The sequence below is a fragment of the Mesorhizobium sp. M1348 genome, assembly GCF_040317925.1.
Classification (GTDB): domain Bacteria; phylum Pseudomonadota; class Alphaproteobacteria; order Rhizobiales; family Rhizobiaceae; genus Mesorhizobium.
In genome coordinates, this window is sequence record NZ_JAMYLH010000001.1 from 568,933 (window position 1) to 595,283 (window position 26,351).

The window sequence follows — 26,351 nt, forward strand, 5'->3', positions numbered from 1 at the left end:
GGCGAATTCGGGAAAATTAGGGCGCTCTCAGAAATCGGCAGGGAACCGCCGCCGGTAGTGCTCGACCACTTCGGGGTTGCGCAGATTGACCGGCAATCTGTTGGCCAGCACCAGCAAGGCTTCGCCAGCCGCGCCGACGCCCATGCGCATCATCGACTGTTCGGTGATCCCGGCCATGTGCGGGGTGACGATGACATTGTCGAAGCCGAAATAAGGATGGTTGGGCGGCAGCGGTTGTGTTGCAAAAACATCGAGCGCAGCGCCGCCGATGCGGCCCTTCTGCAAGGCCTCGATCAGCGCGTCGTCATCGATCACCGGCCCGCGCGAAACATTGATCAGCAGCGCATCCGGCTTCATCCGGTCAATGCGCTCGCGGCTGATGAGCCCCCGTGTTTCGGGCGTCAGCGGGCAGCACAGAACGATGATGTCGCTCTGCTCGATCAGCGCATCGATCGACAGGAAGCCGACCTTGTCCGGCGCCGGCCGCATGCTGCGCGTCGTCGCCACCACATTCAGATCGAACCCATGGGCCGCGATATGGCCAACCGCCTGGCCGATCGCGCCGAGGCCGACAATGCCGATCGTCTTGCCCGCTAGCTCACTGGCCACGACGGTGTGTTCGCGGCCGGCCAGCCAACCCTTCGCGCGCAAGTCGCGGTCCAACACACGAAAGCGCCTAAGCAGTGCCAGCGCCGCGAACATTACATATTCGGCGACGGATCGCGCGTTCACCCCCGGCACGTTCGCCACCAACACGCCGGCCGCATTGGCCGCTTCCATCGGTACCATGTCCAGCCCGGCGCCGTGGCGGATCGCGGCCCTGAGCTTCAACGCGCCTTCGAAAAGCGCCGCAGGCAAGGGAGCGCGAACGATGATGACATCGGCGTCCCTTGCCTCGGCGGCCAGCGTGTGCGCGTCGAGGGCGGAAGCAACGACGAGTTCGCCGGCCCCTGTCAGCATGGAAGAGGCACGGGGGTGCAGTCTGTGTGTCGACAGGATCTTGGGCATTTCAGGCCTTTTCGAGCGCTGGGCTTTCGGGTTCCGCCCCACGCCCCTCGATCAGCCCCTTCCAGTAGCTTTCCGCGCCTTGCAGGTGGGCGCTCATCAGCGCCTGGGCGAGATTGCCGTCGCGGCGCAGCAGCGCCTCGTAGATCTGGATATGCTCGGCATGGGAGCGCACGCTGCGTTCGGGATCGTTGAAATAGATCGGCAGGCGCAGCTCACCCATCATGTAGTAGACGCTGCAGATATTGTGGAAGACGCTGTTCTTGGTCGCCCGCACGATCTCGAGGTGGAACTCGCGGTCTTCCCGGGCAAGGCCTTCACCGGCGGCGATGCGATCCTCGGAGGCCTTCAGGATCTCGCGCAGCCGCTCGAAATTCTCCTCGGTGGCGCGTGAACAGGCAAGTTCGGCGGCCTTGATCTCGTGGATCTTGCGCAACTCGACCGTCTCGTAGATCTGGATGGGATCGAGCGGCAGGCCGGCGCGGGCGAACAGCGCCATCGCCTCGACGCTCGCCTGCTTCGTATCGATGTAGATGCCGGATTTCGCCCGTCGCTCGACGATGCGCATGGCCTCGAGAATGGCCAGCGCCTCGCGGATCTGGCCGCGGCTGACGCTGAAATGCTCTGCCAGTTCGCGCTCCGACGGCGTGCGGCCCGTCTCCTTGTCCGAATGGGAGAACAGATAGGCGGCGAGTTCCGCGAGAAGGTTCTTTTCTTTCATGTCAGCCGTGTTGCGCGTGCGCCTCCAGGAACCGCTCCGAAATGGTGAATCCCAGCCCGGGTCTATCAGGGATCGCTACCATACCGTCCTTTGCTTCGACAGTCTCTTCGATCAGATCGTGGATCATCGGATTGGCGCCGAGCGAATATTCGACGGTGAAGCTCGCCGGCGAAGCAGCGCAGACATGCAGCCCGGCAAAGAAGCAGGGCGCACCCGCCCAAAGGTGCGGCGCAAAGCGCAGATTAAAGGCGCTGGCGATGGTGCCGATCTTCATCGCCTCGCTGATTCCACCGCAAAAGGCCGGATCCGGCTGGAAGATATCGGCGGATTTGAGTACGGCGAGGTCGCGGAAGGCATAGCGCGTCGCCTCGCTTTCGCCGGTGGCGATCGGGATCGAGCCGCAGGCGCGCACCTCGGCCATGCCGGGCTTGTCGTCGGCGATCACCGGCTCCTCGAACCAGGCGAGATCGAGGTCGCCGGCGAGATGGATGAAGCGCTTGGCTTCGGCCACCGTGTAAGTGCCGTGCGCGTCGACCATCAGGTCGATATCGGGACCGAGCGCCTGTCTTGCGGCGCGAACGCGAGCGGCCGAGATATGTGGGGCGCCGTCCATGGCGCCGACGCGCATCTTCAGCGCCTTGAAGCCGCCGTTGGCGATGTAGGACTGCAGCTGGTCGCCGATGGCTTCCGCAGTGGCCCAGCCGCCGGAAGCATAGGCCGGCATGCGGTCCAGCTTGCGGCCGCCGAGCAGCCGCCAGACCGGAACGCCGAGCGACTTGCCAAGAATGTCCCACAATGCGATGTCGACGGCGCTGATGGCGGCGATGCTCATGCCCCGTCGTGCCAATTGCGGCATGGCATGGCCGGCGCGAGCGGCGCTGTCGTGGCGCGTGCCATTATAGAGCATCTCCCATATGACGCCGATGTCGGCCGGGTCGCGGCCAACCAGCTGCGGGCCGACCTCGTAGTTTAGCAAATGGACGAGAGCGCCGTAGCTGCCGGCGCTGCCGGCGGCATTCTTGCCTTCGCCCCAGCCGACCAGACCGTCGTCGGTTTCGATGCGCAGGATGGCGGCGTCGAATGTCGCCACCTGACCGAAGTCGCTGCGGTGTTGCTTCGCGGCTTCGATCGGTATGCGAACCCACCAGGCTTGGACCGTCTTGATGCGCATGTTCATCCTCGGCCCGGCCGCGGTGAGGCGGAAGGGCTTTTTCCAAACGGCTCAGCTACTTGATCAGCGGCAGCAGCGTTTCCGCATTGATGCGCATCTGGTCGGTGTAGAATTTTTCCGTAAGCACGCTGGAGCCGTGGTCCTGAATGAATTTCAACTGCTCCGGCGAGATGTCGACGGGGTTGCGTTCGACCATGTCGGGATAGGGGGCAGCCGGCGTGCGGTCGACGGGGGCGACGAATTCATTGGTCAGCGCGCCGTCATAGCCGATCTCCTTCAGCGTGCCGACGATCTTCGGCCAGTCGATCTGCCCGAGGCCGGCGGCGAAGCGGTTGTTGTCGGCGACATGGAAGTCGTATAGGCGCTTGCCGACCTGCCGGATGGCGTCATAGACGTTAAATTCTTCCATGTGGATGTGGTAGGCGTCGAGGCAGACGCCGCATTCGGGGCTGACCGCATCGGCCAGCGCCAGTGCCTGGGCGCCGCGGTTGAACAGATAGGTTTCAAAGCGGTTGAGCGGCTCGACCGCGATCTTGACGCCGACCTTCTTGGCGTGGGTGAAGCATTCCCGGGTGGCGTCGACCACCCATTTCCATTCCTCTTCCTCGGTGCCGTCCGGCACCACCTTGCCGACGGTGGCGGGAACCAGCGTGATGATCTCGCCATCAAGTTCGCTGACCATGGTCAGCACGTCCTTGACGTATTGCACGGAGCGCTCGCGCTGGCCCTGGTTCTTGGCGGCGAGATTGCGCTCGCCCAGCATCAGCGTCACCGCTCCCCAGCAGCGAATGCCGTGCTCCTTCAACAGCGCGCGCGTCTCCTTGGGCTTGTATTGTTCGGGTTCGCCGGAAATCTCGATCGACTCATAGCCGAATTTCTTGATGCGCTTGAGCGTCGTTTCCAGCGGCTCCGCCCGCATCCAATTGTGTGTCGAAAGATGCATGGTCTATCCTTCCCAGAATCGCCTGTACCAGTCGCCTGCGGCGCACTCTGCCGAAGCCTGCCGCATGATTCCTCCCCAAGGCGTCCCAGCATTTTTAGCAAACTGGTTCGACCAATTGGGCTTAATGGGAGGTCTACAGTAATTTCATCTGGACGGCAAGAAGTGCTGCCATCAAGCGTTGGCTCATGACTATGCTATTGATTATACTTAAACATGTGGCTTAACTCGGCATGGTTGCAGGGCTGCGGCAGCGCGTCAAACGGCTTGACCAGATTTCGGCATTTGGTAATACCAGAATAGCGGCGCCGAGCGCGCTGTGCAAAGAGACCAAAGAAGCTGGCCCTGTTTTCAATCGGCGCTATGCTTGGTCGTGAAACATAGGGAGATGCCGATGCCGACGACGATGAAGGGGCCTGGTCTGTTCCTGGCGCAGTTTGCGGGCGACGCCGCTCCGTTCAATTCGCTGGCCTCGATCACCGAATGGGCGGCTGGTCTGGGCTACAAGGGCGTGCAGATCCCGACATGGGACGCCCGACTGTTCGATCTCGAGAAGGCAGCCTCCTCCAAGGCCTATTGCGACGAGGTGAAGGGCGTCTGCGCCGATGCCGGCGTCGAGATCACCGAATTGTCGACGCATCTGCAGGGGCAGCTGGTGGCGGTGCATCCGGCCTACGATGCACAGTTCGACGGCTTCGCGCCGGCTGCGGTGCACAACAATCCAAAGGCCAGGCAGCAATGGGCGGTCGAACAGATGAAGTTCGCCGCCAAGGCGTCGAAGAATCTCGGGCTCAAGGCGTCGGTGTCGTTTTGCGGCGCCCTGGCCTTCCCATACCTCTACCCCTGGCCGCAGCGGCCGGCGGGATTGATCGAGGAAGCGTTTGCCGAACTCGGCAAACGCTGGAAGCCGATCCTCGACGTCTATGACGAGAACGGCGTCGATATCGGCTACGAAATCCATCCGGGCGAGGACGTGTTCGACGGCGCGACGTTCGAAATGTTCCTCGATGCGGTCGGCGGCCACAAGGGCTGCAACATCAACTACGACCCGTCGCACTTCCTGCTGCAGCAGCTCGATTATCTCGAATTCATCGACATCTACCACGAGCGGATCAAGGCGTTCCACGTCAAGGACGCCGAATTCAATCCGACCGGGCGGCAAGGCGTCTATTCCGGCTACCAGAGCTGGACCAACCGCGCCGGGCGTTTCCGCTCGCTCGGCGACGGGCAGGTGGATTTCGGCGGCATCTTCTCCAAGCTCACCCAATACAATTACGATTCATGGGCGGTGCTGGAATGGGAATGCTGCCTCAAGCACCCGGAGGATGGTGCGGCCGAAGGCGCTCCCTTCATCCAGCACCACATCATCAGGGTTACGGAAAAAGCGTTCGACGATTTCGCCGGCGGCACGACCGATAAAAAGGTGCTGCGCGGGATGATGGGGATCTAGCACAGATATCCCTCCCCCTCGAGGGGAGGGTGGCCCGGAGGGCCGGATGGGGTCGGTCCATGCCGAGCTTCATGCCCGGCGACCCCACCCCGACGCTACGCGTCGACCCTCCCCTCAAGGGGGAGGGGTATCTCAGATAACGAGGGAGAAAATCATGGTTGGTGCATCGAAGGCGGAAACGGGGGGCGGTCCGATCCGCTACGGCATGGTCGGCGGCGGACAAGGCGCCTTTATCGGCGCGGTGCACCGCATCGCAGCGCGCATGGATAACGAGTTCGTGCTGGTCGCCGGCGCCTTGTCGTCGGATCCGGAGCGCGCTAAGGCCTCGGCCGCCGAGCTTGGGCTCGATCCCGCACGCAGCTACGGCTCTTATGCCGAGATGGCCAAGGCGGAGGCCAAGCGGCCGGACGGCATCGAGGCGGTGGCCATCGTCACGCCGAACAATGTGCACGTGCCGGCTGCCAAGGCTTTTCTCGAGGCCGGCATCCACGTCATCTGCGACAAGCCGCTGGCGACGACGCTGGCCGAGGCAAAGAAGCTGGCGGCGCTGGTCGAAAAGACCGGCAAGGTGTTCGTGCTGACGCATAACTACACCGCCTATCCGATGGTGCGGCAGGCACGCGAGATGGTGGCCAAGGGACAGCTCGGCGATATCCGCATCGTGCAGTCGGAATATCCGCAGGACTGGCTGACCGAAGATCTGGCCGCCACCGGCCAGAAGCAGGCTGCGTGGCGCTCAGACCCCAAGCAGGCCGGTGCCGGCGGCGCGCTGGGCGACATTGGCACGCACGCCTACAACCTTGCCCGTTTCGTATCCGGGCTGGAGCTCGATTCGTTGTCGGCCGATCTCGATGCCTTCGTGCCGGGGAGGCTGCTCGACGACAACATCAATGTGCTGCTGCGCTTTAGGCCGGTCGGCGGGTCGCACCCCGCCAAGGGCATGATCTGGGCAAGCCAAGTGGCGCCCGGCCACGAGAACGGGCTGAAATTGCGCATCTACGGCTCGAAGGGCGGGCTCGAATGGGTGCAGGCCGACCCGAACTATCTCTGGTACACGCCGTTCGGCCAGCCGAAGCAGTTGATCACCCGAAACGGCGCCGGCGCGCTCCCCGTCGCCGGGCGCGTCAGCCGCGTTCCGCCAGGGCATCCGGAAGGCTATCTCGAAGGCTTTGCCAATATCTACCAGGAAGCCGCGCGGGCTATTCGTGCGGCGCGCCAGAAGGGCGGCAAGCCGGCCAAGGATGTCGTCTTCCCGACCGTGGAGGACGGCGTCGAGGGCATGGCCTTCATTGAGGCCTGCGTGAAGTCGTCGAAGAAGAATGGGGCGTGGACGAAACTTTAATCGCTGCGTCCGGTTAACGGGAAGCCCCCCTCACCCGGATTGCCAGCCGAATTGCAAGGGCAATTCGGGGCAATCCGACCTCTCCCCGAGGGGAGAGGAGATCGCCAGCGTTGGCGTCTGCTTCTTCTCCCCAGCGGGGAGAAGGTGGCCGCGAAGCGGCCGGATGAGGGGGCTTGTGGCGAAGTCGCCAGAGGAGCAAGCCCGGCCGTCAAAGGGAGGGGGCGTCGATGAAAATCGGCATGTGCATGTTGTTGTGGACGACCAGTGTCTCGAAAAAACACGAGCCGCTACTCAGGGACATCAAGGCGACCGGCTTCGACGGCGTCGAAATACCGGTCTTCTCCGGCACGCCGGACGACTACAGGAAACTCGGCGAGCTGCTCGACCGTATCGGGCTGCAACGCACCGCCGTCTCGGCGATGGGCGATCCGGCGATGAACCTGATCTCGCCGGATGCCTCGACGCGCAAGGCCGGCATCGACTACATGAAGTCGGCGATCGACTGCGCTCAGGCGCTTGGCGCGAACACGTTGAGCGGCCCGCTGCATTCGACACTCGGGGCCTTCTCCGGCAGCGGGCCGACGGCGGCCGAGAAAAAACGTTCGATCGCTTCGCAGCGCGCCATCGGTGACCATGCCGGCAACAAGGGTGTCACCATCGGGCTGGAGGCGCTCAACCGCTTCGAATGCTATCTGCTCAACACGATGGACGATTTGTCGGAGCATATCGACGCGATCGACCGGCCGCACATCAAGGCGATGTACGACACCTTCCATGCCAACATCGAAGAGGCCGACCCGATCGGCGCCTATTCGCGCAACCGCAAGAACGTCGTCCATATCCATATTTCGGAGAATGATCGCGGCGTGCCGGGCCGCGGCCACATCCCCTGGAAGGAGACTTTCTCAGCCATTCGCAACAGCGGCTATGACGATTGGCTGACAATCGAGGCGTTCGGCCGCTCGCTGAAGGATTTGGCCGCGGCCACCAAGGTGTGGCGCGACTTTTCCGAAAGCCCGGAAGCCGTCTACCGCGACGGCTACAAGCATATCAGGAATGGATGGAGGAAGGCGCCCTAACCGCACGCCTGCGCAACGCCCCCGTTAATCCTGGCCGGCCTGGATCCGGTTGTAGTCGTGGATCGTCCTGCTCAAGCGGCGGCGCAGGAAATTGGAAATGTTGTCGAAGATGAAAACGACGAGCAGGACCAAGAGCACCATGTAGAAGACATTGGCCCAGTTGGAATTGGTGCGCATCGCCTCCCAGAGCTTCAGGCCGATGCCACCGGCACCGACGGCGCCGATGATCGTCGCGCCCCTGGTGTTGGATTCCCACTGATAGAGTGTCTGGCTGATGAAGACCGGGATCACTTCCGGCAGCACGCCATAGCGCTGCACCAGCAAGCCGTTGGCGCCGGTCGACTGGATGCCCTCGCGTGGCTTGTCGTCGATGTTCTCGAGGCCTTCCGAATAGACTTTGCCGAGCGTGCCGATCTCGGTGAAGAAAATCGCGGCGCTGCCGGCAAGCGGACCCGGGCCGAAGGCGCGGGTGAAGAACAGCGCCCAGATCAGCATGTCGACCGAACGCATGAAATCGAAGAACCGCTTGAGCACCTGGCTAAGCAGGCCGCTCGGGGTGATGTTGCGTGCGGCGAAGAAGGCAAGCGGGAAGGCAACGATGCCGCCGAGCAAGGTGCCGAGAAACGCCATGACGATGGTCTGGAACAGCTTCGTCCAGACATCGCCATGCTGCCACTGGGCGTTGTTCCAGATGTTGTCGCCGGCCAGTGCCAGATTGGATGTGCCCGGCTTGAGCTGGGGTCCGGACATCAGCAACGAGACCACGTCGCCGGGTGACTTGCCGAAGAAGGGCGAGCGTGTGTCGAAGACGAAATTCGCCCAGCCAAGGAAGCGCTTGCGGACCTTGACGCGATCGACGGTCATACGGACCTCGCCGGCAAAGCCCATCCTGGCGACGATTTCGTCGTCATGCACGGTGATCCACTCCGGCACCGGGCCGGATATTACCGGTTTGCCGCTGGCCAACGACACCGGCACCGTCCGGCCAAAGGCGACAAGCGTCGCCTCGGCCTTGTCGAAGGTGACGGATTTGGCTCGGCCGTCGATCAGGATGGTGTAGGAGCCGTTGGCATTGGTGATGACCCAATCGGGATGCGGGTCTTCGCCAAGCGCCGAAAAACGCGGGTATCTGGGTGTGATCTGAGGCTGGTCGAGACGGAATTCCGGCTGCAGATCGTAGCTGATCCATTGCGTCAGGAAGAGCGGCAGGCGCTCCCAGTGCGATTCCCTCAGCACTTGCGGCAGGCTGAAGAACCACAAGGCGTAGAGGAGGTAGAGCAGGATGCCGGTGAACAGGACCAGCGGGCCGAAGCGTTTGTACAGGGGCCGCCGGAACACTTGGGGAAAGCGCTCCTCGATCGACTGCATCTCATCGGCGGTCATTGCGGCCATGGGCAGTCTTCTTGTTGATTTGCCATGATCTTTTCCAAAAACCGGAATCCACTTTTTGGGATCATGGTCAGGCGCCCATCATGAATGCCTGCTCACCGACGAGCTTGCGGCGTAGCCAGGCGGAAAACTGGTCGACGAGGAAGATCGTCGTGAACAGCAGCAGCACCAATGCCAGCGTCTTGGCGCCGAAACCGCGCGAGATGGAGAGCTTCAGTTCCTCGCCGATGCCGCCACCACCGACCGCGCCGATAATGGTCGAGATACGCACATTGATCTCGATCCTGAGCAGCGTGTAGGACATGAAATTGGGCAGCACTTGCGGCAGGCCGGCAAAGCGCACGCGCTCGAACCAGTTGGCGCCGACCGCGCGCAGGCCTTCTTCGGCGCGCATGTCGATGTTTTCATTGATCTCGTAGAAGAGCTTGCCGAGGGCGCCGATCGAATGCAGGCCGATGGCGATGATGGCCGCGACCGGGCCGGTCGAGAGGATGGCTGCGAACAGGCCGGCAATGACGATCTCCGGGAAGGCGCGAAGCAGTTCCATGAAGCGCTTGACGACGAGCCTGAGCACCGGACTGGGCGTCAAGTTGCGCGCGGCGATGAAGGAAAAGGGCACCGCAAAGACAAAGCCGATGAAAGTGGAAACCAGCGCCACGTTAAGCGTGGTGAGCATCAGCTCGAAATATTCGGGTAGATAAAAGCCGCCCCAGAGATAGACGCGACCAAGCGGGAAATTGAACTCCTGGCTGCCCTTGTCGTGCGGCGATGCGATGTCGAACAGCGCCCGCCAGACGTCGTTCCAGTCCTTGGGAACAAGCCAACTAAGGAAATCCAGTATGTGCGGTAGCCGATCGAAGAAATGCCCCGCATTGGCCTCGTCGGCGAACCACATGGCTGTGCACATGGCGACAAGCAGTAAGCCGATGCCGAGCGCCGTGTAGAACCGGCGCAAGGACGTCTGGCGTCGCCAGGCGTCTGCTGCCTGCCGGACCGCGTCTGAACGAATTGTAGCGGCGAAGGTCATACGGGGTCACGAGCGGACACGCAAAAAGGGCGGCGACCGCATCGGCCCGAAAGTCGAAGTTCGACTTTCGGAAAGCACGATGCGGCATCTAAGTGTTAGAGCGTACTTTGTGCGTCCAAGTGGACGCACGTCGCTCTAATGGACGCCGCCCTTTCCGCAATTGTCGTCAGCCGCCGATCGCGGCTTTGCGGGCTTCGACGATGACGCTGTAGAAGTCCGGCTTCACCGGAACGTAGCCGGTGAAATCGCCGCCTTCGATGGCCTCGAAGCAGGGCTTGTCCTTGGCCGGCAGGCTGGTGAAGAAGTTGGCGAGCTTGGCGGTCATATCGCCGCCGAGCGCGGTGCGCACGACCAGCGGGCCGTTCGGGATCAGGCCAGAACGCCAGACTTCGACGAAGTCGTTGGGGTCGACGGCGCCCTTGGCGACTTCCTTGTGGAAGGTGCCGGACGTGTAACCGTTCTTGAAGTCGCCGATGCCGGAAGAATCGTCAACCGCCACGTCGACCTTGCCGTCGCGGACGGCGAGAACGTTGTTCTCGTGACCGCCATTGAACTGCGTCGAGGCGAAGAAGGTTTCGTTCGAAGCGCCGGTGTCCTTCGGGATCTGGGTCAGCGGGATCAGATAGCCGGAGGTCGAATCCGGGTCGGCATAGCCGAGCTTCTTGCCCTTTGCCGACTTGATGTCGGTGATGCCGGACGACTTCAGCGCCAGGCCAATCGAATAATAACCGGTCGCGCCGTCGGTCTGCTGGGTGGTGAGGATCGGGGTGACGGCGTTCGGATCCTTGAGATAGACGCTGGCATAGCCTGACGCGCCAAGCTCGGCGAAATCGAGCGTGCCGCCGAGCAGGCCCTGGATGACGCCATCATAGTCGGCAGCCGGGAACAGCGAGACCTTTTCGAAACCGAATTCGGTCTTCAGATGATCGGCGAGGCACTGAAAGTTGCGCAGCCGGTCCGCTTCGTTCTCGCCGCCGAGAATGCCGACGCGGAATTCCTTGATATCCTGGGCGTGAGCAGCACTTGCTGCGATGGCGAGCAATGAAACCGCACCGAAAACCATCTTCCTGAACATTATCTCTCTCCTGTTGGTCCCGGCCTCGCGCCGGTAGCGTTCGAATTTTTGACGGGTGCCTTTGACGCGGGCGAGCGATCAGGCCGTTCTCAGCAACCAGGAAACGCTGGCTCGAGCGGTCCGGCGGATGCAGCGATCTTCTGTTTGACGGCGACACTGGTCGAGGTGATGGCCTCGGAGATTTCGGCGCCATTGCTGTCGGCGCCGTAGACCATGCGCACGGCCTCGCGGTTGAGGTCTTCGGGCGGGCCGTCGAAGACCACCTTGCCGGCGGCCATGCCGACGATGCGGTTGCAATAGTTGCGGGCCGTATCAAGCGTATGGAGATTTGTGATGACGGTGATGCCTTCGCGCAAATTGATGTCCTGCAGCGAATCCATCACCACCTTGGCGTTGAGCGGGTCGAGCGAGGCGATCGGCTCGTCGGCGAGCAACACCTTCGGCTGTTGCATCATGGCACGCGCAATCGCAACGCGCTGCTGCTGGCCGCCGGAAAGGGTGCCAGCAGGCTGCAGCGCGGTGCGGGCGATGTCGAGGCGCTCGAGAGCTGCAACCGCCTCGGCGCATTCGCCGCGGGAAAACATGCCGAACAGGTTGGACAGGGTCGAACGGTGGTTGAGCCGGCCGAGCAGCACATTGGTCAGCACGTCGAGGCGCGGCACCAGGTTGAATTGCTGGAAGATCATGGCGCAGTCGCGCTGCCAGCGCCGGAGCGGCGAGCCGCGCAACCCGGAGACCTCGACGCCGTCGAACAGGATGGATCCCTGGCTCGGATCGATGAGGCGGTTGATCATGCGCAGAAGCGTCGATTTGCCGGCGCCGGAGCGGCCGATGATGCCGACCATCTGGCCTTGCGGAATGGAGATGTGAACATTGCTGACGGCGGTGTTCTTGCCGAACCGTCGGGTGACGCCGCGGATTTCGAGCGTAGCTGACATGGTGCAGGCTCCAGTCCAGTCGCAATTGAAGGTCTGTTAACTCTCGCTAGCGCAGCCGCATGAACCTGCGGTGTCGGATTGATGTCAGTTTTGTTACCGCCCACAGCCTCGCAGCGCGATCAACCCAGCACAACAAGCTCCTCGAAATGCTTCATGTCGCTGAAGCTGCAGAAAGCCGGTGGTCGCAGCTCGATCACCGGTGCCTGATGCGCAAGGAGCGACAGGCAGTCATCGAACAGATCCTGCCATGCGGATGCCCGGTCGTCGTCCAGGCGCCGAATCGGGTAGGCGAAGGTGATGTGGAACACATAGTTGTCGTGGTCGGGATGCCGGTATCCGAACGGCACCGACAGGGCATCGCGCCAGGAACGCATAACGCGCCGGTCCTCGGTGGAAGCGCCGGCGACGGTCAGGCCAGTCGGTACGATTTCAACGACCCTGACGTTGAAAGCACCGCAGCCTTTGAAGCCGTTCAGGCGTTCCAGATAGAGGCGGGTCATGGCGTCGATGCTGGTGTCGAGGGGCACGTCCTGCGGCCAGTAGGGAAGGCGGCGGCGATGTTCGATGATGCCCTGGAAGAGCGTCATGTGCAGGCTGGAGACCGGCGTGAAGGCCAGCCGGTCGGCATCGGGCATCGCGCGCATCCGCTCACGCACCTCGATGACCCCCGCTTCTGAAGCCGAGCCATTGACGAGATGGCAGACGACCGTGTTGCCGGGCTCGTTGAGAAAATTACCAGAGGTGTCGTAGCGCCTGCCGAGATGCAGCGGAGGGGTCGGGTTGGTGCCGGCAAAGAATCCGGCGAGCGAAGGTTTGACTGAAACAGGCATTGCGATCTCCAGAGGAAAGGCCGCGTCCTGCCCCGACGATGTGTCAGGGACATGAAAACCGTGCCAAGAAGTAGAATATCAAAGGCAGGATTCGCCAAGCGATTCTGCCGGGGTTGCACATCATCAAGATTGAAATAAAGATTCAAATCCGTATCAAAGAGAGGCTTCCTAATTGCTACGTTGGCGCCAGTGGTTGCGGCTGTATGCTGCAGGGGTAGTCGCTGCGATAAGTTTCACAGTGGCCCTGGTTTTGATGTCCGTATATCGGGTTGGTAGCTTGAACCATCCAATATCGGGATACTTGTACAATTATGGAAATGGGCGCGACGCGGCCATTATTCTAATGATTCTCATTTTTTTAATCGCGTTAGTTACGATAAATTTCGCAAATAAGATTGAAGAAAAACAAAAATCACTTGTAGATATTGGTTATGACAAAAAATTTATAGAACTTATCAGGTTAAATCAGACTGGTGTTGCTATTCTAATCACGTTAGGATTTCTTTCTATTATTTTGGACATTTGCCTGAGCGGCTGACTTATTCGGGGCGTCAACCCCCATGCTTCTCCAAAAACTGATTGGCCGACAGTTCCCGAAAATCGTCGAGCGTGGCGCGCAGCCGGGCGTGATCCCAGTCCCACCAGGCGAGCGCCTGGTAGCGTTCCGCAGTGCGGCGGTCGAAGCGTTCGCGGATCGGCTTGGCCGGTACGCCGCCGACAATGGTGTAGGGGGCCACATCCTTCGAGACGACCGCCCCGGCACCGACCGCCGCGCCATCGCCGACGGTGACGCCGGGCAGGATGGTCGAGCCGTGACCGAGCCAGGTGTCGTGGCCGATGGTGACGCGTTTGGCGCGGCGCTGAGCGAAGAATTCGCTCTCGTGCTCGGCGTCGTCCCAATAGTCGGAGGCGCGATAGGTGAAATGGTGTAGCGTCGGCCGCCAGGTCGGATGATTGGTGGCATTGATGCGCACGCTAGCGGCGATGTTGGCGAATTTGCCAATCGTCGCGCACCAGACGGCGCAGTCCTGCATCATGTAGGAATAGTCGCCGAGAATGCTCTCGGAGACCCGGCTGCGTTCGGCGATCTCGGTCCAGCGGCCAAGCGTCGAGCTCTCGATCTCCGCCGTCTCGTGGACCAGCGGCGCCTCCGACAATTTCCTCGTCATGCCGCGATTTTCCCCGCGGCGAAGGCGGTCACGTCGATGATGCGATCGGCCACAGCCTCGCGCACGTCGTGATCGTGGAAGATGCCGAGCAAAGCGACGCCCGCCGCCTTCTTCGCGGCGATCAGGGAAATCACCACGTCGCGGTTCCTGGCATCGAGCGAGGCGGTCGGCTCGTCGAGCAGCAGGATCGGGTGCTCGGTGATGAAGCCGCGCGCGATGTTGACGCGCTGCTGTTCGCCCCCGGAGAACGTCGCCGGCGGCAGCGCCCAGAGCTTCTCCGGCAGGTTCAACTGCGCCAGCAAGGCGCGCGCCTTACCGCGCGCTACTTCGCGCTCTTCGCCGCGCTCGACCAGCGGTTCGGCCACGACATCGAGCGCCGAGACGCGCGGTACAGTGCGCAGGAACTGGCTGACATAACCGATCGTGAGCCGGCGCACAGCTAGCACGGTGCGCGGGCTGGCCGAAGCCAGGTCAATCAGCCCGTCCTCGTGCTGGACGATGATCTGGCCTGCGTCGACGGCATAATTGCCGTAGAGCATTTTCAGGATCGAGCTCTTGCCGGCGCCGGACGGGCCGCCGAGCACGGAGCATTCGCCGGCCCTGATCGCGAACGAGACACCGGCGACCACCGGCAGTTTGATGCCGTCGCGCAGATGCATGGTGAAGCTCTTGGCGACATCGGAGACAACGAGCGGGGTCGGCATCAGAAGGTTCTCCAATCGTCGTTCGTTTGCGGGCCAGCACCCCCCTCTGCCTTGCCAGGCATCTCCCCCTCAAGGGGGGAGATCGGCAGCCTTTTCGTTGCGCCTGTTCTGCAACGTTGAAGAGTGGCGAAACCGAGAGCGACAGCCAATCTCCCCCCTTGAGGGGGAGATGGCCGGCAGGCCAGAGGGGGGTACGGCGGAGCAATCATCTTCAGACCTGTAGAATCGAGGAAACAAGCAATTGCGTGTAGGGCGCGCGCGGATCGTCGAGGACGCGGTCGGTGAGGCCACTTTCGACGACGCGGCCGTCCTTCATCACCATCATGCGCTGCGACAACAGCCGCGCCACCGCGAGGTCGTGGGTGACGACGATGGCTGCCAGGCCAAGGTCGGTGACCAGCCCGCGCAACAGATCGAGCAGGCGCGCCTGCACCGAGACGTCGAGGCCGCCGGTCGGCTCGTCCATGAACACCAGCCGTGGGCCGGTAACGAGGTTGCGGGCGATCTGCAGGCGCTGGCGCATGCCGCCGGAAAAGGCGCGCGGCTCGTCGTCGATGCGGTCTTCGTCGATCTCGACACGCGACAACCAGTCGACCGCCGTCGCACGGATTCTGCCATAGTGACGGTCGCCGACCGCCATCAGCCGCTCGCCGACATTGGCGCCGGCCGACACCGTCATGCGCAGCCCGTCGGCGGGGTTCTGATGGACAAAGCCCCAATCGGTGCGCATCAGGAAGCGGCGTTCGGCCTCGCTCATGCGATAGAGTTCGCGGAACTGGCCGTCGCGCATCCGATAGCTGGCGGCGCCTGAAGAGGGCAGCAGCCGCGTCGACAGGCAGTTGAGCAGCGTCGTCTTGCCGGAACCGGATTCGCCGACCACCGCCAGCACCTCGCCCGGCCACAAATCGAAGGTGACGTTTTCACAGCCGACGCGCGAGCCGTAGAATTTGGACAGCGCCGAGACGCGCAGCAGCGGTTCGTCGGTCATTGCGCCGGCTCCGTTTTTTCCAGGGCAAGAGGGGTTTCAGGCGCAAGGTGGCCGCGATGGCCTTGTTCGCGCCGCTTCTCGCAATGATCGGTATCGGAGCAGACGAACATGTGGCCGCCATGGTCGTCGAGGATGACCTCGTCGAGATAAACGTTCTCGGCCCCGCACAGTGCGCAGGGCTGGTCGAAGGTCTGTACCTCGAACGGATGATCCTCGAAGTCGAGACTGACCACATCGGTGAAGGGCGGCAGTGCATAGATGCGCTTTTCGCGGCCGGCGCCGAACAATTGCAAAGCCGGCGAACGGTGCATCTTCGGATTGTCGAACTTCGGTGTCGGCGAGGGATCCATCACATAGCGGCCCTCGACCTTGACCGGATAGGCATAGGTCGTGGCGATGCGGCCGTGCCTGGCGATATCCTCGTAGAGTTTTACATGCATCAGACCATACTCCTCCAGCGCATGCATTTTGCGCGTCTCCGTCTCGCGTGGCTCGAGGAAGCGCAGCGGTTCGGGGATCGGCACCTGGTAGACCAGCACCTGACCGGCCGCCAAAGGGTGTTCGGGGATACGGTGGCGGGTCTGGATGACGGTCGCCTTGGCCGTCTCGGTGGTGACGGCGACATTGGCGACCTTCTTGAAGAAGGCGCGGATCGAAACCGCATTGGTGGTGTCGTCGGCGCCCTGGTCGATGACCTTGAGCACATCATCCGGGCCGATGATCGAAGCGGTGACCTGGACGCCGCCGGTGCCCCAGCCATAGGGCATCGGCATTTCGCGCGAGGCGAACGGCACCTGATAGCCAGGAATGGCGATGCCCTTGAGGATGGCGCGGCGGATCATCCGCTTGGTCTGCTCGTCGAGATAGGCGAAGTTGTAGGTGGCTATATCCGCTGGTTGTGCACTCATTCCGCTGCCTCCCTCTTCTCTTCGCCCTTGCCGGCGTTTTCGCGGGCATCATGCTCGGCGCGCATGCGGCGCACGAGGTCGAGCTCGGCCTGGAAGTCGACATAGTGCGGCAGCTTCAGATGCTCGACGAAGCCGGTCGCCTGGACATTGTCGGAATGCGAGATGACGAACTCCTCGTCCTGCGCGGCGGAGACGACGTCCTCGCCGAGTTCCGAGGCGCGTAGAGCGCGGTCACATAGCGCCATGGCCATCGCCTTGCGCTCGCTCTGGCCGAAGACGAGGCCGTAGCCGCGGGTGAATTGCGGCGGCGCCTTGGCCGAGCCCTTGAACTGGTTGACCATCTGGCATTCGGTGACGCGGATGCTGCCGAGCGGCACGGCAAAGGGCAGTTCCGGCACGTCCAGTTCCAGTTCGACCTCGCCGATGCGAACCTCGCCGACGAAGGGATGGTTGCGCGCGTAGCCGCGCTGGGTGGAATAGCCGAGCGCCAGCAGAAACCCCTCGTCGCCGCGCGACAACGCCTGCAGGCGGATGTCACGCGCCATCGGGAATTCGAGCGGCTCGCGGGTGATGTCGCCGGGGACATGATCCCCAGGCATGTCGCCGTCGGGCTCGATCAGGCCTTCGCGGGCGAGGATGGCCGAGACGCGCGGCATCGCCTCCGCTTCGCCTGCACGCTGTTCCGGTTCGGCGACATCGCCGCCGGCGGCAAGCTCGGGATCGAGCAGCCGGTGGGTGTAGTCGAAGGTCGGGCCGAGCAGCTGGCCGCCGGGCAGGTCCTTGTAGGTCGCCGACACGCGCCGCTCGACCAGCATCGTGCCGGTGTCGATCGCCCTGGTGTAGCCGAAACGCGGCAGCGTGGTGCGATAGGCGCGAACCAGGAAGATCGCCTCGATCATGTCGCCGCGCGCCTGGACGATGGCGAGTGCCGCCAGTTCGCGATCATAAAGCGAACCTTCGCTTATCACTCGGTCGACGCCGAGCGCCAGCTGCTCGACGATCTGGTCGAGCCGAAGTGCGGGCACCGAACGATCGCCGCGCCGGCGGTCGGCGAGCAGTTTGTGAGCATTGCGAATGGCCGCTTCGCCACCCTTTACCGCGACGTACATGCTACGCCTCCATGATCTTGATGCGCGTCGTACGCGGCAGGCAGGCAATTGCGTCGGTGGTGGCGAGGATGACGTCGACGCCACGCGGAAAGCGCTGGTTGTTCTGCTTCCATTGCTCGACGAAATGACGCGGCATTTGCGCCGGCGCGATCGTCGCCGTCGTCTCGATGCCGGGGCCTTCGAGCAGCAGCGGAGCGCCGGAGACGAGATCGCCGACCTCGAGGATCAGCGTCGTGGAGCGATCGGGATAATCCTGGGTGCCTTGCGAAAAGCCGTCGAGCGCCATCATCTCGGCCGGCGTGGCGATCAGCGCGAAATGCGCGTCGGCCGGGGTGTTGGCCAGCGGCGCGCCGGTATGGAAGCCAAGCCAGGATTTCATCGCCGCCGACCCCTGCAAAACCAGGTCGAGCCAGAGCGGCGTGTCGTTGTCGCACAGCGCCAGCGCAATGGCGCCGGCGGTGACCGATAGCGGCGCCGGCGGCTGGGCGAGGGCCGGCAGCGGCTGCACGCTGCCCGGGCGCACCATCGCGTCCATGACGACACGGAATACGGTCTGGGCGTTGAACACCGGGTCGGCAAAGCCGCCTTCGATCGATTGCACAGCAGCGTCCATCAGTCTTCTCCGCGCACCATGGTGAAGAAATCGACCTTGGTCGCCGCCGTCTCGGCGCGGCGCTGGTCACGCGCCTTGGCCAGTGCCGCTTGCAAGGGCGCGACGATCCTGGTCTCGACCTCGTTGCGGTAGGCAGGATCCTGCCAGAGCGCGTCGGCGATTGCCGCCAGCCTTGCCTTCTGCTTGTCGCGGCCGAGCGCATAGCAGTGGCCGACATGGCCGGACGCAAGCCGCACCGTGGCGCGGGTGACCGTCGCCTCGCCAACATTGAAGGGCGCGCCGCCGCCGCCAATGCTGCCACGCACGGTAACCAAGCCGGTTTCGGGGCCACGCAGAAGTTCCGCCTCAGAAGGCAGGCCCGCTTCGTCCCAGAGGCGGACGATATCGTCGCCGGCCGATTGGGCCAGCGTCGCCATCAAGGCCTTGCGCTCGGCCTGCTCTCGCACTTCCCGTCCTCGCATGGCCGGTGCTCCTCGTCTGCGTTCATTTGTCTATTGATATAGACAATTATACAAATTATATCTATTTTCTAATGCGTGTCCATGACGAGTGCATGACACGAGGAAAATGTCTGGGGCAAAAAGATCGGGGGCGGAAATGATCGGGCAGCCCAGCAGCATCGAGCGGCGCAGCGGTGTCGCGCTGTGGCGGCAGATCGCCGACCAGATCCTGCATTCGATCGCCGTCGGCGATTTTCCCGAGAATGCCGCGCTGCCGCCCGAGATCGCGTTGGCCGAACGCTATGGCGTCAACCGCCATACGGTGCGCAGCGCCATCGCAGCGCTGGTGCAGGAGGGTGTGCTCAGGGCGGAGCAGGGGCGCGGCACCTTCGTGCTTTCGCGCAGGCGGCTGTCCTATCCGATCGGCGCGCGCACCCGCTTTTCGGAGGGATTGCAAGGACAGGCGTCCGAGCGGCATATCACCTTGCTCGCGTCATCGGTCGAGCCGGCCAACCGTCGTGTCGCAGAGGGCTTAGGCCTTGCGAAGGGGGCCGATGTGATACGCCTGGAAACGCGCGGCGAAGCCGATGGAATGCCGGTGTCCCGCGCTGCCGGCTGGTTCGATGCCAGGCGCTTTGCCGGCATCGATGCCGCCATGGCGGAAACCGGTTCGATCACGGCATCGCTGGCACGTTTCGGCATCGACGACTATCTCCGGCAATCGACAGTGCTGTCGGCGCGCCATGCGGATGCCGCCGACCTTGCCGACCTCGAGCTGCAGCCCGGCGCCATCGTGCTGGTGACGGTCGCCGTCAACGTCACGCCCGACGGTCAGCCGATACAGTTTTCGGAGTCGCGCTTCCCGGCCGAGCGGATCGAGCTCAAACTGTCGGCGCTCTGAGATGCGCCAGCCCTGGCATCATCCGACCTGAATGACAGCCTTGATCAGGCCGGACTTCTCATGCGCCCAGCGGGCGAGGTCACGCGGCGTCTCGCCAAGCGTGGTGCGGTGGGTGACCAGCTTTGCCAGCGGCACCGCGCCGTTGCGGATCGAGGCGGCGACATGGTCGAAATCGGCACGCAGGGCGTTGCGGCTGCCGATCAGCATCATCTCGCGCTTGTGGAATTCGGGATCGGAAAAGGCGATGTCGTCCTTGACGACGCTGACCAGGACCAGCGCCCCGCCATGCGCGACATGGGCGAAGGCCGACTGCACCGACCGGGTGCTGCCGGTGGCGTCGAAGACCACATCGAAGCCGTCGCCGCCGGTTGCTTCCCGCACCAGGTCGGCAGCGGTGCCTCGCGAGCCGTCGAGGGTCGCGAAGCCGAGTTCGCTTTCGGCGAAACCCAGCCTCTCCGCACTCATGTCGAGCAGCGTCACGTCGAGCCCGGCGATGCGGGCGAACAGCGCCGTGCCGAGCCCGATCGGGCCGGCGCCGATGACCAGCGTGCGCGCACCTGGATCAACCAGCGAGCGCCGCACGGCATGGGCGCCGATCGCCAGGAATTCGACGGCGGCGGCATCGGCCAGCGACAGGCCGTTTGCCGGATAAAGATTTTGCGCCGGCACCAGGAGCTGCTCGCACATGGCGCCGTCGCGGTGGACGCCGAGCACCTCGATCCTGACGCAGCAATTGGGCTTGCCTTGCCGGCAGGCGATGCATTTGCCGCAGGCGAGATAGGGATTGACGATCACCGCTTCGCCGACGGCGAGATCGACGTCCTCGCCAACCTCGATCACGGTGCCGGAAACCTCGTGGCCCATGATGCGGGGATAGGCGAGGAACGGGTGCTTGCCTTCGAAGATGTGATAGTCGGTGCCGCAGATGCCGACATGGCTGACGGCGACCAGCGCCCAGCCGGCGGGCGACGCGCCAGGCGCCGGGCGATCTTCGAGGACAAGTTCGCCGGGCGAGCGGCAGACGACGGCTTTCATGCTTCAATCCAGTCGGTTCATGGCACCGCCGGCTCTGCTGTCGCGAGGCCGGCTGTTGGGAGGCGATCTATTTGCCGCGGCGGCGCAGCCCGTCGAAATAGACTATGACGATGATCAGCACGCCGGTGATGATGCGCTGCCAGAAGGCGTTGACGTTAAGCAGATTGGCGCCGTTGTTGATGGTGGCAAGGATGAAGGCGCCGAGCAGCGGCCCGTGCACGGAGCCGACAGCGCCGAACAACGAGGTGCCGCCGATCACCGAGGAGGCGATCGCCTGCAATTCCCAGCCCTCGGCCTGCGTCGGATTGCCGATGCCGATGCGCGAGGCAAGCAGCACGCCGACGAAGGCCGCGCACAGCCCGGACAGCGTGTAGGCCATGTAGATGGTGCGCTGGACGTTGACGCCCGACAGACGCGACGCCTCGGCGTTGGAGCCGACCGAGAACAGATAGCGGCCCCAGCGGCTGTGGTGCAGGAAGATGTAGGCCGGGATGCCGACCAGGATCACCATCCAGAACAGATTGGGGACGCCGACGAAGGAACTGCGCGAGAACGTCTGGAAGGCGTCGTTGTTGATCGAGATCGAGTTGCCGTTGGTCATCAACAGGCCGATGCCGCGCAGCGAGGTCAGCGTTGCCAGGGTGATGATGAAGGGCGGCAGGCCCATCTTGACGATGCCGAAGCCATGGAACATGCCGATGGCGACGCCGACCAGCAAGGTGATCAGGATGGCGAGGAAAACCGGTGTGCCGGCGTTGATCAGCATCGCGACGATGACGGTGGCGAAGCCGACCACGGCGCCGACGGAAAGGTCGATGCCGCCGGTGATGATGACGAAGGTCTGGCCGACCGCCAGGATGGCGATCATCGACCCTTGCCGCAACAGGTTGGAGATGTTGTTGGCGGAGGCGAAGCTCGGCGTCGCCACCGACAGGATGACCCACAAAAGAACCAGCAGCGCCAGCAGTGTCAGCCCGAACAGGGCGTTGTAATTGCGTTTCGGCCTTTCGACAGCGATCGCCTCGGTGCTCATATCCGTCCTCCCGGTTTTTCTTGTTTCTCGGCCAGCGCCTGGGTGAGGATCTCCTCGTGGTCAGCGGTACGAAACCCATGCGTGGCCACCAGCTTGCCGCGCCGGAACACGTGCAGCGTGTCGGCGAGCTCATAGACCTCCGGCAGGTAGGACGAGATCAGGATGATGCCGGCTCCCTTGGACAGCAGCGCGCCAAACAGGCGGTAGATCTCGGCCTTGGTGCCGACATCGACGCCGACAGTCGGCTCGTCGAAGATGAACAGCTTGGCGCCATGGGCGAGCCATTTGCCGATGACGATCTTCTGCTGGTTGCCGCCGGACAGGCTGGAGGCCAGCGCGCCGCGCGTCGGCGTCTTGATGCGCAGGTCGGCGATCTGGCGATCGGCTTGCGCCTTTTCCTGCGCGCGGGAGATCAGCAGATTATTCGAGATGCGCTTGTAAATCGGCAGATTGAGGTTGAGCCCGACCGGCAGGTTGAGGCAGAGGCCCTGGTCGCGGCGGCTTTCCGGGGCCAGCGCCATGCCGAGCCTGATCGCGTCATGTTCGGAATTGACCTTGACCTCCTTGCCCTCCCACAGGATCTGGCCGGCCGATTTGCGGTGCCGGCCATAGAGCGTGGTGACGAACTCGCTGCGGCCGGCGCCGATCAGGCCGTAGAGGCCGACGATCTCGCCGGCGCGGACGGACATCGAGACATTTTCGAAACCCTTGCCGGACAGGTTCCTGGTTTCTACAAGCATCGCGCCGGGGGTGAAATGCTCCTTGTGGTAGACCTGCTCGATCGAGCGGTTGATCATCATCTTGACCAGCTCGGCGTCATTGGTCTCGGCGATATTCCTGGTGCCGACCAGCGTGCCGTCGCGCAGCACCGAGACGCGGTCGGCGAGCTCGAACACTTCTTCCATGCGATGGCTGATGTAGATGATGGTGACGCCTTCGCCCTTCAGCCGGCGGATCAGCGTGAACAGCTGGTCGGCCTCCTTGCGGGTGAGGTAGGCGGTCGGTTCGTCGAAGATCAGGAATTTGGTGCCGCGCACGGTGGCGCGGGCGGCGGCGATCAGTTGCTGCTGGCCGATGGTCAGGTCACCCAGCATGACATGCGCCGGCAGGTCGAAGCCGAGATCGTCGATGATCTTCTGCGCCTGCCTGACCATCGCCCGCTGCTGCAGGATGCCGAAACGTGCATCCTCCTCGCCGAGGAACATGTTGGCGGCGACGGTGAGATGGCGGCACAGGACGACTTCCTGATGCACGGCATTGATGCCGAGCGCCATCGCCTCATGCGGCGTTGCCAATGCGGCAGGCTTGCCCTCCCAGATGACGTCGCCGGAGGTGCGCGGCATGACGCCGGTGAGAAGCTTGATCAGGGTGGATTTGCCGGCGCCGTTCTCGCCGACGATGGCGTGGATCTCGCCGGCCTTGAAGGCGAGGTCGACAGGCTTCAGCGCGTGGGTGCCGGGATAGCGCTTTTCCAGCCCTTGCAGTTCGAGAATGGTCCTGCCCGGTTCCAGCGTTGGGGCCGGATGGAGTTCCTGCGCCGTCGACATCATGACAATCCTCCCAGATTGGCCCCCAAAGATTGGCCTCGCGATTGGCACGAGTGGGATGTTTCCGGGGCGAAAAGGCCCCGGAAACAGTTCACTTGCGGCGATCCTCAGTCGAGCTTCGGATTGAGCAGCGCGTCGATCTTCGGATCCTTCATGTTGGCCTTGGTGACCAAATTGGCGCCGGTGTCGACATTGGCCTCGACCTTCTCGCCTTTCGAGGCGGCGAGCGCCGTCTTGATGCCGTCATAGCCCATCCGGTACGGATCCTGGACGACGAGAGCCGAAATGACGCCGTCGTTGAGGAATTTGATCAGCTTCTCGTCGCTGTCGAAGCCGACCAGCCCGACCTTGCCTGCGAGGCTGTTCTCGGCGATCGCCTGACCGACGCCCTGCGCCATGATCAGGTTGGAGGCGAAAATGCCCTTGAGGTTGGGGTTGGCGGTGATCAGGTCGGTGGCGATGTTGAGGCCGGTGGTGGCCTGGCCGTCGGCGTATTTGTCGGCGACCAGCTTGAGGCCCGGATATTTGGCGGCGAGCTGTTCCTTGAAGCCCTGGGCGCGCTGTTCGAGCGAGCCGGCGCCCGGAAGCGCGGTGATCAGGGCGACGTCGCCCTCAATCTTGCCGCCATTGGCTTCGCCGATGGCTGCGGCAAGGCCGTCAGCGGCGACGCGGCCGCCCTGGATGTTGTCGGTGGTCAGGAACGAGGTGAAGGCCTTGGAGTCGGCGCCGGAGTCGATACCGATGATCTTGACCTTGGTGGCGGCCTCGTCGATCGGCTTGCCGAGCGCCTTGGCTTCGGTCGGCGCGATGACGACGGCGGCCGGGTTGCCGGCGACGGCATTTTCGAGGATCGAAATCTGGCCGTTGACGTCGGTCTCGGCCTGGGCGCCGAGTTCCGGCACGTTGACGCCGAGATCCTTGCCGGCCTTACGGGCGCCGGCCAGAACGATCTGCCAGTAGAAGGACGTAGTATCCTTGACGATGATCGGAATGGTCGCGTCAGCCGCGGATGCCGGTGCCGAATGCATCACGCCGGCAAGCATCGAGGCGGCCGTGAGTGCCACGAAGGCGCGGCGATTGAGAATGCTGGTCACGAATTTCATTAGGAGTCCTCCCTAAGTCGCCCGGTGAATGTTACGGAAGCTCCATTCGGATGGCGCGGCCCAAACGGAACTTTATCAATAAAAAACATTTACCGCATTTTGATAGTGCATCATCTCGGTCGGCGCAAGCGATGTTTGATGGCCGCTTCGAATGGCTCGGCGGGAAAGCTTGCTCTGTCGGAACTCCGCTGCCAATCTCCTCCAATATGCTGCATGGAATATTAATTCCATCACTCAGTCAATATGGAATGTTCATTCTTTTTTGGGGTGTACGAACTGTGACACCTGGCGATCACGTCAGGTGTCTGCGACTGGCTTAGAGCGTCGCTCCGAGGTGCCACGGCACGAACTCGTTGTCGCCGTAGCCGAACTCCTCGCTCTTGGTCTTGCGGCCCGAAGCCGTCTCGACGATCAGCTCGAAGATCTCGCGGCCCATGCCGGCGATGGTCTTTTCGCCCGAGGCGATGACTCCGCAATTCACGTCCATGTCCTCTTCCATGGTGTGGTACATGGTCGAGTTGCTGGCGACCTTGATCGACGGCGTCGGCCGGCAGCCGAAGCAGGAGCCGCGGCCGGTGGTGAAGACGATGACATTGGCGCCGCCCGCCACCTGGCCGGTGGCCGAGACCGGGTCGTAGCCGGGCGTGTCCATGAACACCAGCCCGTGCCCGGTGACCTTTTCGGCATAGCCGAAGACGCCGTTGAGCGGCGTCTGGCCGCCCTTGGCGACCGCGCCGAGCGACTTCTCCAGGATGGTGGTCAGGCCGCCGCGCTTGTTGCCCGGTGAGGGATTGTTGTCGATGGATGCGCCATGCTTGGCGACGTGGTCTTCCCACCATTTCACGTAGCCGTCGAGCTTGGCGGCGATCTCGGGTGTTGCGGCGCGATAGGCAAGCAGGTGCTCGGCGCCGTAGATCTCCGTCGTCTCGGAAAGGATGCCGATGCCGCCGACGCCGGCCAGGATGTCGACCGCGGCACCCAGCGCCGGATTGGCGGTGATGCCGGACATACCGTCGGAGCCGCCGCATTGCAGGCCGACGACGATCTCGCTGACCGGGATCGGCTCACGCTGAAGCTTGCCGACCTCTTCGGCAATCTCGGCCAGCACGACCAACGCCTTCTCGACCGATTTGCGCGAGCCGCCGGCTTCCTGGATGTTGAAATGGCGTTTTCCCGCGGCAACGCCCTTCTGGCCATAGAGGGTGAGCTGGTTGACCTCGCAGCCGAGCCCGACCATCAGCACACCGCCAAAATTCGGATGACGGGCGTAGCCGGCCAGCGTGCGGTGCAGCACCATCATGCCGTCGCCGGTGGCGCTCATGCCGCAGCCCTGGCCGTGGACGATCGGGACGAAGCCGTCGATGCCGGGATATTGCGGCAGAAGCGTGCGGTTCGCCGCGTCAGCGATGGCGTGGCAGACGGTGGCCGAGCAATTGACGCTGGCGAGAATGCCGACGAAGTTGCGCGTGCCGGCGCGGCCGTCGGCGCGGCGGTAGCCCATGAAGGTGCGGGCGCGGTCGGCCTCGGTCGCATGCACCGCTTCGCTCGGCGGCACCACGGGCAAACGGCCGCTTTCGAAAACCAGATTGTGCGAATGGACATGCTCGCCGGGCGCGATGTCCTGCGTGGCGCGGCCGATCGCCTGGGCGTATTTGACCACGGCCTCGCCGGCCGCAATCGGCTTGATTGCCACTTTGTGGCCCGGCTCGATCACTGCGGCGGCGACGGCGCCGCCCGGCAGCACGGTGCCGATCTCGATGCGGCCATTGGCGACCGCGACATTGTCGGCGGGAGACAGAAGAATGCTGTTTGCGGCGTTCACGGGAGCTTCCTG

At 63.3% G+C, this 26,351-nt stretch carries 25 protein-coding genes; 4 read left to right on the forward strand and 21 right to left on the reverse strand.

Going from position 1 to position 26,351, the window contains the following annotated elements; all coding sequences use genetic code 11:
• Positions 1-27 precede the first annotated feature (27 nt).
• From NKH13_RS02880 to NKH13_RS02895, 4 genes are read right to left on the reverse strand one after another with little or no spacing between them, the layout of a single operon-like run.
• A complete protein-coding gene (locus tag NKH13_RS02880) occupies positions 28-1,008 on the reverse strand; it encodes a hydroxyacid dehydrogenase (protein WP_352910517.1) in 981 nt (326 codons plus the stop codon).
• 1 nt (position 1,009) lies between these two features.
• Positions 1,010-1,726 carry a FadR/GntR family transcriptional regulator gene (locus NKH13_RS02885; RefSeq protein ID WP_352714040.1) on the reverse strand — a complete coding sequence of 239 codons (717 nt, stop codon included), beginning with the start codon at positions 1,724-1,726 and terminating at the stop codon, positions 1,010-1,012.
• 1 nt (position 1,727) lies between these two features.
• The gene (locus tag NKH13_RS02890) at positions 1,728-2,897 is read right to left on the reverse strand and encodes a mandelate racemase/muconate lactonizing enzyme family protein (RefSeq protein WP_352714036.1); all 1,170 of its coding nucleotides are present in this window, start codon (positions 2,895-2,897) and stop codon (positions 1,728-1,730) included.
• A gap of 55 nt (positions 2,898-2,952) precedes the next feature.
• On the reverse strand, positions 2,953-3,840 hold the full coding sequence (locus NKH13_RS02895) for a sugar phosphate isomerase/epimerase family protein (protein ID WP_352469252.1): 888 nt from the start codon (positions 3,838-3,840) through the stop codon (positions 2,953-2,955).
• Positions 3,841-4,231: 391 nt separating this feature from the next.
• Here NKH13_RS02895 and NKH13_RS02900 point away from each other — a divergent pair, with 391 nt between their 5' ends.
• The 3 genes from NKH13_RS02900 to NKH13_RS02910 all read left to right on the forward strand — a co-directional run bounded on the left by NKH13_RS02900 (position 4,232) and on the right by NKH13_RS02910 (position 7,708).
• A complete protein-coding gene (locus tag NKH13_RS02900) occupies positions 4,232-5,287 on the forward strand; it encodes a sugar phosphate isomerase/epimerase family protein (protein ID WP_352910521.1) in 1,056 nt (351 codons plus the stop codon).
• 154 nt (positions 5,288-5,441) lie between these two features.
• Positions 5,442-6,629 (forward strand): Gfo/Idh/MocA family protein, encoded by a 1,188-nt coding sequence (locus NKH13_RS02905; protein ID WP_352714026.1) that lies wholly within the window; start codon positions 5,442-5,444, stop codon positions 6,627-6,629.
• Positions 6,630-6,856: 227 nt separating this feature from the next.
• Entirely contained in the window at positions 6,857-7,708 is an 852-nt protein-coding gene (locus tag NKH13_RS02910; protein ID WP_352910524.1) for a sugar phosphate isomerase/epimerase family protein, read from the forward strand.
• A gap of 24 nt (positions 7,709-7,732) precedes the next feature.
• On the opposite strand, the gene phnE (NKH13_RS02915) is transcribed toward NKH13_RS02910, so the two are convergent.
• From phnE (NKH13_RS02915) to phnG, 12 genes are all read right to left on the reverse strand, one after another.
• On the reverse strand, positions 7,733-9,100 hold the full coding sequence (gene phnE / locus NKH13_RS02915; protein WP_352714019.1) for a phosphonate ABC transporter, permease protein PhnE: 1,368 nt from the start codon (positions 9,098-9,100) through the stop codon (positions 7,733-7,735).
• Between the two features lie 67 nt (positions 9,101-9,167).
• The gene (gene phnE / locus NKH13_RS02920) at positions 9,168-10,124 is read right to left on the reverse strand and encodes a phosphonate ABC transporter, permease protein PhnE (protein ID WP_352714016.1); all 957 of its coding nucleotides are present in this window, start codon (positions 10,122-10,124) and stop codon (positions 9,168-9,170) included.
• A gap of 166 nt (positions 10,125-10,290) precedes the next feature.
• Positions 10,291-11,199 carry a phosphonate ABC transporter substrate-binding protein gene (gene phnD / locus NKH13_RS02925; protein WP_352714014.1) on the reverse strand — a complete coding sequence of 303 codons (909 nt, stop codon included), beginning with the start codon at positions 11,197-11,199 and terminating at the stop codon, positions 10,291-10,293.
• Positions 11,200-11,288: 89 nt separating this feature from the next.
• Positions 11,289-12,137, reverse strand: a complete 849-nt coding sequence (phnC, locus tag NKH13_RS02930) for a phosphonate ABC transporter ATP-binding protein (RefSeq protein ID WP_352910528.1) — start codon at positions 12,135-12,137, stop codon at positions 11,289-11,291.
• A 119-nt stretch (positions 12,138-12,256) separates the two neighbouring features.
• A complete protein-coding gene (locus tag NKH13_RS02935; protein ID WP_352910531.1) occupies positions 12,257-12,967 on the reverse strand; it encodes a DUF1868 domain-containing protein in 711 nt (236 codons plus the stop codon).
• A 551-nt stretch (positions 12,968-13,518) separates the two neighbouring features.
• Positions 13,519-14,136: a DapH/DapD/GlmU-related protein gene (locus NKH13_RS02940; protein ID WP_352714004.1), complete on the reverse strand. Its 618-nt coding sequence runs from the start codon at positions 14,134-14,136 to the stop codon at positions 13,519-13,521.
• Positions 14,133-14,840 (reverse strand): phosphonate C-P lyase system protein PhnL, encoded by a 708-nt coding sequence (gene phnL, locus NKH13_RS02945; protein ID WP_352910534.1) that lies wholly within the window; start codon positions 14,838-14,840, stop codon positions 14,133-14,135. The genes NKH13_RS02940 and phnL overlap by 4 nt, the downstream gene beginning before the upstream one ends.
• Positions 14,841-15,051: 211 nt before the next feature.
• Positions 15,052-15,828 carry a phosphonate C-P lyase system protein PhnK gene (gene phnK, locus NKH13_RS02950; RefSeq protein WP_352713996.1) on the reverse strand — a complete coding sequence of 259 codons (777 nt, stop codon included), beginning with the start codon at positions 15,826-15,828 and terminating at the stop codon, positions 15,052-15,054.
• On the reverse strand, positions 15,825-16,736 hold the full coding sequence (locus NKH13_RS02955) for an alpha-D-ribose 1-methylphosphonate 5-phosphate C-P-lyase PhnJ (RefSeq protein WP_352713992.1): 912 nt from the start codon (positions 16,734-16,736) through the stop codon (positions 15,825-15,827). The genes phnK and NKH13_RS02955 overlap by 4 nt, the downstream gene beginning before the upstream one ends.
• A complete protein-coding gene (locus NKH13_RS02960) occupies positions 16,733-17,845 on the reverse strand; it encodes a carbon-phosphorus lyase complex subunit (protein ID WP_352910537.1) in 1,113 nt (370 codons plus the stop codon). The genes NKH13_RS02955 and NKH13_RS02960 overlap by 4 nt, the downstream gene beginning before the upstream one ends.
• Position 17,846: 1 nt before the next feature.
• On the reverse strand, positions 17,847-18,458 hold the full coding sequence (gene phnH, locus NKH13_RS02965; RefSeq protein WP_352713985.1) for a phosphonate C-P lyase system protein PhnH: 612 nt from the start codon (positions 18,456-18,458) through the stop codon (positions 17,847-17,849).
• The gene (gene phnG / locus NKH13_RS02970; RefSeq protein ID WP_352713981.1) at positions 18,458-18,919 is read right to left on the reverse strand and encodes a phosphonate C-P lyase system protein PhnG; all 462 of its coding nucleotides are present in this window, start codon (positions 18,917-18,919) and stop codon (positions 18,458-18,460) included. The genes phnH and phnG overlap by 1 nt, the downstream gene beginning before the upstream one ends.
• A 136-nt stretch (positions 18,920-19,055) precedes the next feature.
• On the opposite strand from phnG, the gene phnF reads away from it, so the two are divergent.
• Positions 19,056-19,799: a phosphonate metabolism transcriptional regulator PhnF gene (phnF, locus tag NKH13_RS02975; RefSeq protein WP_352713977.1), complete on the forward strand. Its 744-nt coding sequence runs from the start codon at positions 19,056-19,058 to the stop codon at positions 19,797-19,799.
• 18 nt (positions 19,800-19,817) lie between these two features.
• Here the strand turns inward: phnF and NKH13_RS02980 are convergent, their stop codons facing one another.
• The 5 genes from NKH13_RS02980 to NKH13_RS03000 all read right to left on the reverse strand — a co-directional run bounded on the left by NKH13_RS02980 (position 19,818) and on the right by NKH13_RS03000 (position 26,339).
• Entirely contained in the window at positions 19,818-20,834 is a 1,017-nt protein-coding gene (locus NKH13_RS02980) for a zinc-binding alcohol dehydrogenase family protein (RefSeq protein WP_352910542.1), read from the reverse strand.
• 67 nt (positions 20,835-20,901) lie between these two features.
• Entirely contained in the window at positions 20,902-21,867 is a 966-nt protein-coding gene (locus NKH13_RS02985) for an ABC transporter permease (protein WP_292664616.1), read from the reverse strand.
• Complete coding sequence (locus NKH13_RS02990; protein ID WP_292664617.1) at positions 21,864-23,417, reverse strand: sugar ABC transporter ATP-binding protein; 1,554 nt, start codon at positions 23,415-23,417, stop codon at positions 21,864-21,866. Before NKH13_RS02990 ends, NKH13_RS02985 begins: the two co-directional genes overlap by 4 nt.
• 104 nt (positions 23,418-23,521) lie before the next feature.
• A complete protein-coding gene (locus NKH13_RS02995) occupies positions 23,522-24,517 on the reverse strand; it encodes an ABC transporter substrate-binding protein (RefSeq protein ID WP_352713967.1) in 996 nt (331 codons plus the stop codon).
• A gap of 316 nt (positions 24,518-24,833) precedes the next feature.
• Positions 24,834-26,339 carry a UxaA family hydrolase gene (locus NKH13_RS03000; protein WP_352713964.1) on the reverse strand — a complete coding sequence of 502 codons (1,506 nt, stop codon included), beginning with the start codon at positions 26,337-26,339 and terminating at the stop codon, positions 24,834-24,836.
• Positions 26,340-26,351: the final 12 nt, after the last annotated feature.